Annotated in this window: 14 protein-coding genes and 1 pseudogene; 7 read left to right on the plus strand and 8 right to left on the minus strand. The window is 68.6% G+C overall.

All coding sequences use genetic code 11. The features are described from left to right. Positions 1-74 precede the first annotated feature (74 nt). Positions 75-173 (minus strand): annotated as a pseudogene (locus K2Y56_RS20100) (GIY-YIG nuclease family protein); the annotation flags it as partial. 196 nt (positions 174-369) lie between these two features. Between K2Y56_RS20100 and K2Y56_RS20105 the strand changes: the two are divergent. Then, positions 370-927 carry a DUF4337 domain-containing protein gene (locus tag K2Y56_RS20105; RefSeq protein ID WP_292511725.1) on the plus strand — a complete coding sequence of 186 codons (558 nt, stop codon included), beginning with the start codon at positions 370-372 and terminating at the stop codon, positions 925-927. A gap of 3 nt (positions 928-930) precedes the next feature. Here the strand turns inward: K2Y56_RS20105 and K2Y56_RS20110 are convergent, their stop codons facing one another. The 3 genes from K2Y56_RS20110 to K2Y56_RS20120 form a co-directional block, all read right to left on the minus strand. Beyond that, on the minus strand, positions 931-1869 hold the full coding sequence (locus K2Y56_RS20110; protein WP_292511727.1) for a prephenate/arogenate dehydrogenase family protein: 939 nt from the start codon (positions 1867-1869) through the stop codon (positions 931-933). Beyond that, positions 1862-2986, minus strand: a complete 1125-nt coding sequence (hisC, locus tag K2Y56_RS20115; RefSeq protein ID WP_292511730.1) for a histidinol-phosphate transaminase — start codon at positions 2984-2986, stop codon at positions 1862-1864. The genes K2Y56_RS20110 and hisC overlap by 8 nt, the downstream gene beginning before the upstream one ends. 104 nt (positions 2987-3090) lie before the next feature. After that, entirely contained in the window at positions 3091-3933 is an 843-nt protein-coding gene (locus K2Y56_RS20120) for a chorismate mutase (RefSeq protein ID WP_292511733.1), read from the minus strand. 219 nt (positions 3934-4152) lie between these two features. Here K2Y56_RS20120 and K2Y56_RS20125 point away from each other — a divergent pair, with 219 nt between their 5' ends. Together K2Y56_RS20125 and metW are read left to right on the plus strand one after the other, a co-directional pair. Continuing rightward, positions 4153-5367 carry a homoserine O-acetyltransferase gene (locus K2Y56_RS20125; protein WP_292511737.1) on the plus strand — a complete coding sequence of 405 codons (1215 nt, stop codon included), beginning with the start codon at positions 4153-4155 and terminating at the stop codon, positions 5365-5367. Continuing rightward, positions 5364-6035 (plus strand): methionine biosynthesis protein MetW, encoded by a 672-nt coding sequence (metW, locus tag K2Y56_RS20130; protein ID WP_292511740.1) that lies wholly within the window; start codon positions 5364-5366, stop codon positions 6033-6035. The genes K2Y56_RS20125 and metW overlap by 4 nt, the downstream gene beginning before the upstream one ends. A gap of 30 nt (positions 6036-6065) precedes the next feature. Here the strand turns inward: metW and K2Y56_RS20135 are convergent, their stop codons facing one another. The 3 genes from K2Y56_RS20135 to K2Y56_RS20145 form a co-directional block, all read right to left on the minus strand. Continuing rightward, positions 6066-6824: a methyltransferase domain-containing protein gene (locus K2Y56_RS20135; RefSeq protein ID WP_292511743.1), complete on the minus strand. Its 759-nt coding sequence runs from the start codon at positions 6822-6824 to the stop codon at positions 6066-6068. Positions 6825-6949: 125 nt separating this feature from the next. Beyond that, complete coding sequence (locus K2Y56_RS20140; RefSeq protein WP_292511746.1) at positions 6950-7567, minus strand: LysE family translocator; 618 nt, start codon at positions 7565-7567, stop codon at positions 6950-6952. A 30-nt stretch (positions 7568-7597) separates the two neighbouring features. Further along, positions 7598-8830, minus strand: coding sequence for an amidase (locus K2Y56_RS20145; RefSeq protein WP_292511748.1), 1233 nt, complete (start codon positions 8828-8830; stop codon positions 7598-7600). Positions 8831-8944: 114 nt separating this feature from the next. On the opposite strand from K2Y56_RS20145, the gene K2Y56_RS20150 reads away from it, so the two are divergent. Beyond that, positions 8945-9955 (plus strand): extensin family protein, encoded by a 1011-nt coding sequence (locus K2Y56_RS20150; protein WP_292511750.1) that lies wholly within the window; start codon positions 8945-8947, stop codon positions 9953-9955. 108 nt (positions 9956-10063) lie between these two features. Continuing rightward, positions 10064-10447 (plus strand): nuclear transport factor 2 family protein, encoded by a 384-nt coding sequence (locus K2Y56_RS20155; protein ID WP_292511751.1) that lies wholly within the window; start codon positions 10064-10066, stop codon positions 10445-10447. A gap of 54 nt (positions 10448-10501) precedes the next feature. On the opposite strand, the gene K2Y56_RS20160 is transcribed toward K2Y56_RS20155, so the two are convergent. Further along, positions 10502-11233 carry a GDSL-type esterase/lipase family protein gene (locus tag K2Y56_RS20160; protein ID WP_292511752.1) on the minus strand — a complete coding sequence of 244 codons (732 nt, stop codon included), beginning with the start codon at positions 11231-11233 and terminating at the stop codon, positions 10502-10504. A gap of 290 nt (positions 11234-11523) precedes the next feature. Here K2Y56_RS20160 and K2Y56_RS20165 point away from each other — a divergent pair, with 290 nt between their 5' ends. Beyond that, complete coding sequence (locus K2Y56_RS20165) at positions 11524-11991, plus strand: hypothetical protein (protein ID WP_292512089.1); 468 nt, start codon at positions 11524-11526, stop codon at positions 11989-11991. Beyond that, the gene (locus K2Y56_RS20170; protein ID WP_292511754.1) at positions 11988-12656 is read left to right on the plus strand and encodes a ribonuclease T2; all 669 of its coding nucleotides are present in this window, start codon (positions 11988-11990) and stop codon (positions 12654-12656) included. Before K2Y56_RS20165 ends, K2Y56_RS20170 begins: the two co-directional genes overlap by 4 nt. The last annotated feature ends 3 nt before the right edge of the window (positions 12657-12659 follow it).

Raw genomic sequence — 12659 nt, forward strand, 5'->3', positions numbered from 1 at the left:
CAATCGGTGCAACACATTCCACACCAAGGGCTGGCTTGATGGCTTCGCCGACTCCACGCGATAATCCGGATAACCGATTTATGCTCACGGACACGGCGAGCCAGATTGTTGGTGACGCCGATATACAATGTTCCATGCCGGCCGCTCGCGAGCATATAGACAAAGCAAGTCATACAGGTCATTGGGCCCGGATCCCATCACGATTCTGGGCGCCCTGCACAGTTTAGCGCCTTCCGTGACCTTGTCCTGTGTTTCTGGATTCCGGGCTCGCCTGCGGCGCCCTGGAATGACGGTGCCCGACGAAACGGTTGCGCTTGGGTGCCCGATCGGTTGTGAGTCCGCGCAACGAATCGCCAACACGGGGGCATCATGTCGGGACACGGTTCTGTCGAGGGGTCGAACAAGAAGGTCGCGCTGCTGATCTCGGTGCTGGCCTTGTTCCTGGCGCTTGCCGAGACGCTGGCGAAGGGCGCGCAGACCGAGGCGCTCAGCGCCAACGTCGAATCCGCCAACCAGTGGGCGTACTTCCAGGCCCGCACCATCCGCGGCACGATCCTGCGCACCGCCGACGAGACCCTGGCGCTGACCCCGCCGGCGGGGGCCGACCCCGAGGCGATCAAGGCCAAGCGCGCCGAATGGGCGAAGAACCTTGCGCGCTGGGAATCCGACCCGGCCAGCGGCGAAGGCCGCAAGGAGCTGCAGGCGAAGGCGATCGCTTCGGAGGGCCGTCGCGACCTCGCGCTCCACCGCTATCACCAGTACGAGTTCGGCTCGGCCGCCTTCCAGATCGGGATCGTGCTGGCCTCGGCGCAGGTCATCACCGGGATCGCGGCCCTGGCCTTCCTCGGCGGCGGGCTCGGCGTGATCGGGATCGCGCTCCTCGGCTTCGGCTTCTACGCGCCACACGCCCTGCCGTTCTTTCACTGACGATCAGGGCGCCTCAGGCTTCGAGCCCGAGCGCCCACGCCCGAAATCGGGCTCGGCGGTCTCCTGGCCCATGGCGACGATGCCGCGGCGGATGGCGCGGGTGCGAGTGAACAGGGCATGGAGCGCGTCGCCGTCGCCCCACCGGATGGCCCGGGCCAGGGCCGACAGATCCTCGTTGAAGCGCCCGAGCATCTCCAGGACCGCATCCTTGTTGGCGAGGAAGACGTCGCGCCACATGGTCGGGTCGGAGGCGGCGATGCGGGTGAAATCGCGAAACCCGCCGGCCGAGAACTTGATCACTTCCGACTGCGTCACCTCCTCCAGATCGGCGGCGGTGCCGACGATGTTGTAGGCGATGAGATGCGGCACGTGGCTGGTGATGGCCAGGACGAGGTCGTGGTGCTCGGGCGTCATCGTCTCGACGATGGCGCCGATGCCTTCCCAGAAACGCTGGACCCGCTCCACCGGCTCGGGATCGCTCTCGGGCAGCGGCGTCAGGATGCACCAGCGCCCGGAGAACAGGGTCGAGAAGCCTGCATCTGGGCCGGAATACTCGGTGCCCGCCACCGGATGGGCCGGCACGAAATGGATGCCGGGCGCCAGATGCGGACTCAGCGCCTGGACCACCGCGACCTTCACGGAGCCGACATCGGAGACGATCGCGCCGGGCGTGAGATGCGCGGCCATGGCTTCGGCCACCGCCCCGACGGCCCCCACCGGCACGCACAGGATGACGAGATCGGACTCGGCCACGCCCGCGAGATCGCCGGTGACCTCGTCGGCGAGGCCGAGCGCCCTCACCCGGTCGAGCACGGCCGGATCGCGGTCGATGGCGACGATGGACTCCGCCATCCCGTAATGCCGGGCGGCGCGGGCCAGGGAGGAGCCGATCAGCCCGAGCCCGACGATGGCCAGGCGGCGCAACGGGGCAGGGTCAGCCACGTGCACCCTCCACGAACGCCGTCAGGGCATCGAGGAAGGCCTCGTTGGCCTCCTCGGCCCCCACGGTCACCCGCAGGGCGTTGGGCAACCCGTAAGCCGCCACACGCCGGACGATGATCCCGCGCGCCGTGAGGAAGGCGTCGGCATCGGCGGCATTGCGGCCGGGCTCGTTCGGAAAGTGGACGAGTAGGAAGTTCGCGACGCTCGGCGTCACTCTCAGTCCGAGGTCCGAGACGCGCTCGCTCATCCGCCGGAGCCAGTCCTCGTTATGGGCGATGGCAGCGGCCACATGCGCTTCGTCGGCGATGGCGGCGGCCCCGGCGGCGATGCCGATCCCCGACACGTTGAACGGCCCCCGGATGCGGTTGACCGCGTCGGCCACCTCCGGCGGAGCCACCATCCAGCCGATGCGCAGGGTCGCCAGACCGTGGATCTTCGAGAAGGTCCGGGTCATCACGACGTTGTCCGAGTCGAGGACGAGTTCGAGCCCGGCGCTGTAATCGTTGGCGCGAACATATTCGGCATAGGCACCGTCGAGGACGAGGAGCACGTTGCCCGGCAGGCCCGCATGCAGGCGCCGCACCTCTTCGAACGACAGGTAGGTGCCGGTCGGGTTGTTGGGGTTGGCGATGTAGACGATCCGCGTGCGCGGAGTCACGGCGGCGAGGATCGCGTCGACATCCGCCGTCAGATCGCGCTCGGGCACGACGACGGGCATGCCACCGGCCGCCAAGATCGCGATCCGGTACACGAGGAAGCCGTGCTCGGTGAAGATGCCCTCGTCGCCCGGCGCGAGGTAGGCGTAGGCGAGATTCGACAGAAGTTCGTCCGAACCGGCGCCGCAGACGATCCGGGCCGGGTCGAGCCCGTAGCGCGCGGCGATGGCCGAGCGCAGCTCTGTGGCATTGCCGTCGGGATAGAGCGCGAGCTTGCCCGCCGCCGCCTGCAACGCCGCCAGAGCCTTCGGGCTCGGCCCGAGCGGCGTCTCGTTCGAGGAGAGCTTGTGGACCTTGTGCGCGCCCGGCGCCCCGCTCTTGCCGGGCACGTAGGCCTCAATGGCGAGGACACCCGGACGAGGCATGGGTCGGGCCGGGCTTGCGTCTGTCTGAGCGGTCATCACGGGATACGGCGCCGGAAAGTGGGCGAAGCGGCCCCTCTAGCGCATTTCGCACCGCCCTGGACACCGGCGAATGCGCAAAACAATCGCCGCACCCGTCAGGATCACACCCTGAACCGGGCGGCGTGGCTGCCGATCTCGTCGAGGGCGGCCGGTCCGGCGCCGGCGCGGTCCAGGGTTTCGTGGAGCTGCCGGGCGCCGACGCCGCCAGGCACCGCCAGGAGGAGGCTGTCGCCATCGCGGGCGACGAGCTCGCCGTAGAGGTCCTGCACCGCCCGGATCGCCTGCGGCGTCGTCTCGGTGACCTTGGTCGCGTAGAGTACCCAGTCGCGCTGGGCTGCGGCCGGATCGTCGAGGGGGTTGGCGACGACGAAGACCGGGGTGCCGGCCGGATGGGTCGGCCGCTCGATGAAGGGCAGGCGCGCGATCACCTTGGGCCGCCCCTCTCCGACCAGGCCCTCCCACCAGGGAGCCGCTGCAGAGGTCGGCTCGGAATCGAGCCGGAAGATGCCGAGATCCCCGCGCGAGGCCGCTACCGCCTCGATCACGGCGAGGCAGGTCGGGTGCGGCCGGTAGGGCACCGTGAAGCCGAAATGGAACCTCACGGAATCGCGCATCGCCGCGTCCCCACCCGAGATGTCCGCATGCACGGCGAACGGCGCCTGGACCCACGTGAACGTGGCGATGATGACGCGCCAGATCCCCTCGACGGTGTCGAGGGGCAGGAGCCCGCGGTGGCGCTCGGCGACACGCCGCATCATCGAGGCCTCTCGTCCGGGCCGGAAGGCCGAGCCGGAGGCCGATGTCTTCTTCACGGCGATGAGGCGGTCGATGATCGAACCGCGCTGGATCAGCAGCGAATGCATCTCGGCATCGATCCGGTCGATCTCCGCCCGCAAGGCGGCAAGGTCCTCCAGGGGTGGGGCGGAACGCGGGGTGAAGCGCATGAGGGGTCCGGAACAGCTGGCTCGAGCAGTGTCTCTCGAGCGAAATCTGGGACTTGGTCTAAGGTCTTGTGCGGACGAGGGCCACCCGGCCTTTCGTTGACGCTCACGAGGGCGCACATTACCTCCGCTCGAACATCAGCGTCATGGCCCCAATGTCATGATGCCGTCTTTGCCGTCTTTCCAACAGTTTCACGACGGACGCGGCCGTCCGGACCCGCCATGGACACCTCCCTCGACCTCGCTCCAGCACCGGGCGCCTCCCATGAGGAGGCACGTCTGCGAGCATTCGCACCCGAGGTCTCGCAGGCCGCCGATCCGACGAGCCCCGTCGCGTCGTTCGGGCCGGACGAGCCGCTGGCGATGGATGCCGGCGTCGCGCTCAGCCCGTTCCAGATCGCCTACCAGACGGCCGGCACGCTCAATGCGGAGCGCTCAAATGCGGTCCTGATCTGCCATGCCCTCACAGGCGACCAGCATTTCGCCCACACCCATCCGGTGACGGGAAAGCCCGGCTGGTGGGAAACCCTGGTGGGGCCGGGCAAGCCGATCGACACGGATCGCTACTTCGTGATCTGCTCCAACGTCATCGGGAGCTGCATGGGCTCGACCGGGCCGGCTTCGATAGACGCCGCAACAGGGCGACCCTACGGCCTCGATTTCCCCCTCGTGACCATCCGCGACATGGTCCGGGCGCAGGCGATGCTGCTCGATCGATTGGAGATCCCCGACCTCTTCCTGTGCATCGGCGGCTCCATGGGTGGAATGCAGGTGCTGCAATGGGCGGCGAGCTATCCGGAGCGGGTCTTCGCCGCAATGCCGATCGCCACGGGCGCCCGCCACTCGGCCCAGAACATCGCCTTCCACGAGGTCGGCCGACAGGCGATCATGGCCGACCCTGCCTGGGCCGAGGGGCGCTACCTCGAAGAGGGCACCCGCCCGGCCAAGGGTCTCGGGGTCGCCCGGATGGGCGCGCACATCACCTATCTCTCGGAGCCGGCTTTGCACCGCAAGTTCGGGCGACGCTTCCAGGGCGGCTCGGCCCCGACCTTCTCGTTCAACGCCGATTTCCAGATCGAGAGCTACCTGCGCCACCAGGGTCTGAGCTTCGTCGAGCGCTTCGATGCCAACGCCTATCTCTACCTGACCCGGGCGATGGATTATTTCGACCTCGCGGCCGATCAAGGCGGCGTGCTCGCCAATGCCTTCCGGGGCACCAAGACCCGCTTCTGCGTGATGTCCTTCACCTCGGACTGGCTGTTCCCCACAGCTGATTCACGGGCGATCGTGCACGCCCTCAACGCGGCCTCGGCGCCCGTCGCCTTCGTCGAGGTCGAGAGCGACAAGGGCCACGACGCCTTCCTTCTCGACGAGCCGGTGATGTTTGCCGCCGCCAAGGGCTTCATCGAGGCCGCCGCCAGGGCGCGTGGGCTGTGACGACCCTTCGCGAGACGGCGCCCTGGCAGAGCGTCGACACCCTGCCGCGCAGCGACGGCGCCCGCGTCGACCACCTCGCGGTGCTCGGCCTCGTGCCGCCGGGCGCGCGCGTCCTCGATATCGGCTGCGGCGACGGCTCGCTCCTGGCGTTGCTGCGCGACCGGCGCGGCGTCGACGGGCGCGGCATCGAGCTCTCCCGCGAGGGCGTCAATGCCTGCCTCGCCCGCGGCCTGCCGGTGATCCAGGGCGATGCCGACACCGATCTCGAGAATTACCCCGACGATGCCTTCGACGTGGTGGTCCTCTCCCAGACCATCCAGGCGACGCGGAACCCGCGCATCGTGCTCGAACACCTGCTGCGCATCGGCCGGCAGGTGGTGATCTCGTTTCCGAATTTCGGGCATTGGCGGGTGCGGGCCGAGCTCGCCTTCCGCGGGCGGATGCCGGTGACGGCTCTGATGCCCGAGGCCTGGTACGAGACCCAGAACATCCACCATTGCACCATCCGCGACTTCGTCGGCCTCTGCCGCATGGTCGGCGCCCAGATCGAGACCGCCAGCGCCCTCAATGCCAGCGGCCGGCCGATGCGCTTCGCGATGCCCTGGTGGGTCTGGAACCTGATGGGCGCCCAAGGGGTGTTCCTGCTTCGCCGTGGCGAGCGGAGTTGAGAGGGCGCATTCGCTGTTTCACGTGAAACCTCAGAGGCGCCGAATCAGGCAGGTGGCGACCTCATAGGTCACCGCTGCACCGGCGCGATCGAATCGGCGCAATACCTTCCTCAGGGCGCCGGGCGAGGCCGCGTTTGCACCGTCGGGCGTGCCGGCGCCGATCGCCTTGAGAGAGCGGAGGAAGGCGCGCCCATCCGCATGGGTCTCGGTCAGCGGCTCCACGGAGACCGAGACCGAGCATCCGCCGATCTGCAGCGCGCGAAGGGCTTCCATCGTCGGATAGGTCGGCGTCGACGGCCGCGAGCCGGTTCCCTCATGAGCCTCGGCCCATTCGCGGAACGTGCCGGCCGCAAGAGTCGTCAAGGCGATGAGGCCGCCCGGCGCCAGCAGCCCGGCGAGGCCCATGAACGCACGGGGCAAATCCTCGAACCATTGGGCTGCGAGGCTCGATGCGACGAGATCGAAACCCGGAAGCAGGCAGGGGCGCTCGGCGTCCATCGCGAGGAAGCATGTCCCCTCGGCGAACCCGCCGCCGGCGCGGCAGCGCTCCACCATGGCTGGAGCGAGGTCCGACACGACCATCGCGGCACCTGGCAAGGCAGTGCTCAACCTGCGGGTCAGCAACCCGGTGCCGCAGCCGACTTCGAGGATCCGTGGCACCGGAGGCAGGCTTTGGGAACCGACGACGCCTGCAAGTCGAGTGGCGGCCAAGACCTGGATCGCCGCGAAGGATTCGTAATCCTCGGCGCGATCGAAGGCTCTGGCGACGGCGTGTTTCCAGGATGGCATCGGATTCGGGCGACCGGAACCGTGGCGTGGAGCGGGTGCGGCTCGACGAAGCTCCACACCGGGACAGACGGCGATCCTCTATGGCATCGACCCGGAAATTGGGACTCGGTTCGTGACCGATGGTTCTATCGGGCCGTCGCATAGGCGAACCAGACGGCGATGCCGGCCAGGACGAGGGACAGAGTTCGGCGCAACACCCTGCTTCGGCTTGGGTCTTCGAGGAAGGGCCGGGCCGCCCCGGCCAGGACGACGATGCCGGAATGGATCGCGGTGGCGATGGCAACGTAGATCGCCGACAGCAGAACCGTCTGCTGGAGCACCGCGATGCCGGCTGTGACGAAGCTCAGCAAGACGGCGACATAGAAGACCGCCGCTTTGGGGTTGAGCAGGTTCGTGACGAGACCGCGGGCGAAATAGCCCGCATCGCCCGCGGGAGCATCGGCCTTTGCGGCCGAGGTTTCGGCGTCGCGCCAACCATCCCACGACAACCATAGCAGATAGACGACCCCACCCCAGCGCAGAGCCTCGTAGGCCAGCGGCGACGTGGAAATCAGCGACGCGAGACCGAAGGCGGAGGCGAGCCCGACGGCGAGGAGGCCGAGCGCTATACCGACGGTGGCAGCGAGCCCGGCGCGTCGTCCGCTTACCGCGCTCAGAACCGCGAGATAGGCCATGTTCGGCCCCGGCGTGATCTCGATGAGAAGGCAGGTGACTGCGAATGCGACGAGGTTCTGCGTCGACATTTCCGCCTCCGTTCGAGAGGCGCGGGTGCCTCAGGCCGCAAGTGCCAGCTCGATGAACCGCGCCGCCGCCAGAGCGCGGCCGTCGTCGCCGAAGGGAGCGATGATCTGGACGCCGAGGGGCAGGCCCTCGCCGGGGACCGGCACGGTCACGCAAGGCACGCCCATCAAGGTCCATAGCCGGTTGAAACAGGATGAGCCGGTGCTGCCGAGGCCCATTGGTGCCCGGCCGGGCGCCGAGAAGGTAAGAATGACGTCGACCTCCCCGAATACGTCCTTGAGGGCACGCCGGGCGCGGTGGGCGCTGCGACGGGCGCTGTCGTAATCGTCGGCCGTGATCGCCTGCGCGGCGTCGAGCTGCGGTCCAAGCATCGGGCCGAAGGCGGCGCGATGGGCCGCGTACTCCCAGGCCAGCGCCTGGCGCGCCTCGAAATCCTGAATGGTGCCCTGGGCGTGAAAGGCGTCCGCCAGGATGTCAGGCAAGGAGATCGTCGCCACGTCTGCACCTGCCGCCTCGGCAGCGCGGACGGCGAGCGCCAGGGCCTCGATCGCCTCGGGCTCCGCTTTGCCGGCAAAATCCTGGGTCACGAGCCCGATCCGGGGAACGCCCGGTGCCTCGCCCAGGTCGATGGCCGGACGATCGGCGATCACCGCGAGGGCGTGGGCAATGTCGCGCACGCCTGCGCCGAACAGCCCGAGGGTGTCGAGGGCCCAGGAAAAGGTCTTGATCCCAACCATCGGCAGGAGCCGGAACGAGGGCTTGATCCCGGCGATGCCGCAATAGGCCGCCGGCCGGATCACCGATCCTCCTGTCTGGGTGCCGAGGGCGAGCGGCAGCATGCCCGCTGCCACCGCCGCCGCCGAGCCGGCCGAGGAGCCGCCGGGCGTATGGTCGAGGTCGCGCGGATTGCGGGTGAGCGTCGGGTCCAGGCTGGCGAAGGGGCAGGTCGTCGTCTTGGCCAGCGGCACCGCGCCAAGCCCCCGGAGCCGCGCCACGATCGCCGCATCGGCCTTCGGCTGCCAGCCGGAATAGATGGGCGAACCCATCTCGGTCGGCATGTCGGCGGTATCGATGATGTCCTTGATGCCCACCGCAATGCCGGCGAGGAGACCGGAGCGAGGGATGACCGGGTCGGCCTGATGCCGCACCAGGGCGCCGATCGCCGGCTCCTGTCGTGCGATCGCCTCCTGCGACAGGGCGATGGCTGCCTCCGGGGTCAGGCTGCCTGAAGCGATGCGAGTGCGGAGATCGAAGAGGGAAAGCATGGGCGTATCCCTTCGTCGCGGCACGGCCGCTGTCAACAGGCGTCCACAGGCACCGTGGGAAGGCGCGATCAGCGTTGACGCCCCGTTTACGCAATCCCTCGCATTCTCCCTGGCATGTGGCGTAGCGTTCTCGCGTTCTCCGCCCTTGCGCTCGTCGGCGCGGGGCTCACCGGCTGTGCGCTCAACAGGTTCGAGCAGCGCGAGCCTTGGCGCGACCAGGCCGAGCAGGCCTGCCTGTCGAAGCGCCTCGTCGAGACCACCGAGTTCATCACGCCGGCAAAGGCGATCGAGGGTCCCGGCACCTGCGGCATGCAGCAGCCGTTCCGGGTCACGCGGCTCGGCGGCGGCTCGGTCGTCATGAAGCAGCGCATGACCCTGGCCTGCCCGGCCCTCGCCGAGGCGGAAGCCTGGCTCGCCGACACGATCCAGCCGGCCGCCAACCTGTATTTCGGGCAGCCGGTGGCGGAGATCAATGCCGGCTCCTATGCCTGCCGCGGTCGCAACAATCAGGTGGGCGCCAAGCTGTCGGAGCATTCCTTCGGCAATGCCGTCGACATCATGTCGTTCAAGCTCGCCGACGGCTACGTCATCACCGTCAAGGGCGGCTGGCGCGGCACCGAGGCCGAGCAAGGCTTCCTGCGCGAGGTCTTCTACGGGGCCTGCCAACGCTTCTCGACCGTGCTGGCACCAGGCTCGGACATGTTCCACTACGACCATTTCCACGTGGATCTCGCCCGCCACGACCCGCGCGGATTGCGCCGGGTCTGCAAGCCGATCCTCAAGTTCGAGTCGCAGCTCGGCGCCGGCGGAATCGCCCGCCCGGCCACGCGCCGCCCTGCCCCGGCCTATCAGCCGGCCCCGCCGCAGGCGCCCGTCGACATCGAGGAGGACGATCCCTACGGCGTCTCGCCGATGTCCTCGCGGAACGCACCCCGTGCGCCGTCGCAGGTCGCCCGCGCGCCGGCGCCGCCCGCGCCCTCCGCCTATGCGACAGTGCCACCGGTCCGCGCCTATGCCCCTCGGCCCCCGGCCCAGCGCACGGCCCAGTTCGACGAGCCGGCGCCCGGATTCGAGGAGCCCCTGTCGCTGGCCGCGCCTGGTGCGATGCCGGGGCCGATCTACTAGGGATCACGGCTGAAGCAGGCTGCCGCCCAGGAGCGATCAGGCATGGAGGCGATCGAGCAGGCCTCAGGGCATCCATCATAGGATCCGGCCCGAACTGAGGAGGACGGCATGACCGACCTTGCGCAAAACAAGGCGAATGTGATCGCCTTCTACGAGCTGATGTTCAACGGGTGCCGGCCGCGCGAGGCCATCGAGTGCTTCGCCGGCGACGAGTACATTCAGCACAACCCGCATGTGGCGAGCGGCAAGGACGGCTTCATCGCCTATTTCGAACGCATGGCGCGGGAATGGCCCGGCAAGCGGGTCGAGGTGAGGCGGGCGATCGCGGAGGGCGATCTCGTCGTGCTTCACTGCCTCCAGCACTGGCCGGGCGACCACGATTACGCGGCCATGGACATCTTCCGGCTCGACGGCGGCGGGAAGATCGTCGAGCACTGGGACGTGCTGCAAATCCTGCCCGAAAACTCCGCCAACTCGAACGGGGTGTTCTAGGCAGACTGTCGCTCGCCGTCGATGAACGGGGTGCTCAACGAGAGCTCGCCTGCCTCATGGCGTCTTCGCCGCATCCAAAGCGCTGCGAACGGCTGCGCCGAGCGCAGCGTATCCCGGCGGCGCGAGATGCACCATGTCCGGCGTGAAACTCGCGCACTGGTCCTCCTCGCAGCGAAGGGCGGCTTCGGCAGCATCGACCATCACGGCATGGCCTCGCTCCCTCAGAAGCCCCCTCACCTCGCCGTTGAGGCTCACGCGCTCGGCGTCGCGAAACGAGGACTTCCTGCCTCTCGGCAGGATGCCCACGACGACGAGGAAGGGCTTGTGCCATAGGGTGTCGATCCGTTCGACGATCCGTCGGATGCCTTCCCGGATCGCGCAGGTTTTGTCGCCCGAACCGAGACCGTTCGTCCCGATCATCAAGAACACGGTCCTGGGTGAGAGCCGCGCATAGCGCTCGTCCTGCAGGCGCCAGAGTACGTTCTGGGTACGGTCGCCTCCGACCCCGAGATTGAGGACGTTGGGCCCGAACACCTCTTGGACCGAGGAGTCGGGCCACAGCTGTGTGAGACTGTCTCCCAGCAGGGCGGCGTCCGCATCCCGTGTCCGGCCCGCCATATCTCCGATCTGCTGAGCACGCCGGTAGGCCGTCGCGCTCTGCGGCGGCACCGGAAACGTCGCGACGGCCAGATCCGCGACATCGCATGGGGCCTCCGTGGCGCGCGCCCGAGCGGGATACAGGAGACCGAGCGCCAGCACGGCGGCGACGTAGGTTCCTCGCGTCATGGCTGACCCGATCGTGCGTTGCTCGCTTCGCAGCATCATGTCCCTTCACCATCGGTCCCGCGACGAGCGACGCCGATCGATGCCTCATGGCAGAGGCGGGTGGAAGCGGTATCCCTTCCATAGCGGAGTCGAGGCGGCGACGCGCCTCCCGATATCCTGACCTTCGCACTGTGCCCGCCAAACCCCAGCCCCTCACCAAAGCACCGTGCCACCAACCCGCGAGCTTGACAGACGGGCGGCAGGGACCATCGTCGATGACACATTTCGAACCGCTATTGGATGACGCCGGCATGCGCTCGAATCCGCTCTTCACCGCCCTCGCCCTCGGTCTGATCCTCGCAGGCGCGCTTCAGCCCGCCCTCGCCCGCTCTGCGCGCGAGGAGATCACCCCCGCCGAGGAGCGCGAGTTCCCCTTTGACGGCGACATCCCCGGTTGCCAGGATGCGAGCGTGCTCGAGCGGGTCGCGACCCAGTTCGCCGAGAAGGAGGCGAAGTTCTGGAACTCGTCGCTCACCATCGTCGCCTACGACAAGATCGAGCGAACCGCCTGGCGGCCATGGGGCCTCGACTACTACCCCCGCCGGTTCTGCTCGGCGGTGGCCACCACCTCGGACGGCGTGCGCCGCAAGGTCGATTACTCGGTGCGCGAGGGGCTCGGCCTCATCGGCGCGGGCTGGGGCGTGGAGTTCTGCGTCCACGGCCTCGACCGCAACCTCGCCTTCGCCTACGCCACGGCCTGCCGCGAAGCCCGGCCTTGAGGCGCCTTCCCGCGCTCGCCGCGGCGGCGCTGTTGGCGATCGGCGGTCAGGCGCTCGCGCAGGGCTTCGGTGGCGATCGCGGCGGCACGCCGGGCGAGTTCGACTTCTACGTCCTCGCCCTGTCGTGGTCGCCGGCCTATTGCGAGGGCACCGGCGGGCGCCGCGATGGCGACGGCCAATGCCGGCCGGGGCGTGGCCTCGGCTTCGTCGTCCATGGGCTTTGGCCGCAATATGCCCGCGGCTACCCCTCCGAATGTTCGAGCGTGGTGCGCTCTCCGACCCGCCAGGCGATCGAGGTCGCGGGCGAGGTCTACCCGTCTGAAGGGCTCGCCCGCTACGAGTGGCGCAAGCACGGCACCTGCTCGGGCCTCGACCCGACCCGTTATTTCCAGGCGACGAAGCAGGCGCGCCTCGCCGTGACGATCCCGGACGCCTTCAGGTCCGCGAACGAGGAACGGCGCGCGGCACCGATCGAGATCGCCCGCCAGTTCGTCATGGCGAACAAGGGCCTGCGCCCCGACATGATGTCGGTGACCTGCAAGAGCGGGCGTCTGCAGGAGGTGCGCATCTGCTTCTCGAAGGACCTTCGCGACTTCACTCCCTGCCCCGAACTCGCCCGCCAGAATTGCCGGGCCGGCGAGGTCACGATCGAAGCGGCGCGCTAGTCT

This window comes from Methylobacterium sp., assembly GCF_019745455.1.
Lineage (GTDB): Bacteria > Pseudomonadota > Alphaproteobacteria > Rhizobiales > Beijerinckiaceae > Methylobacterium.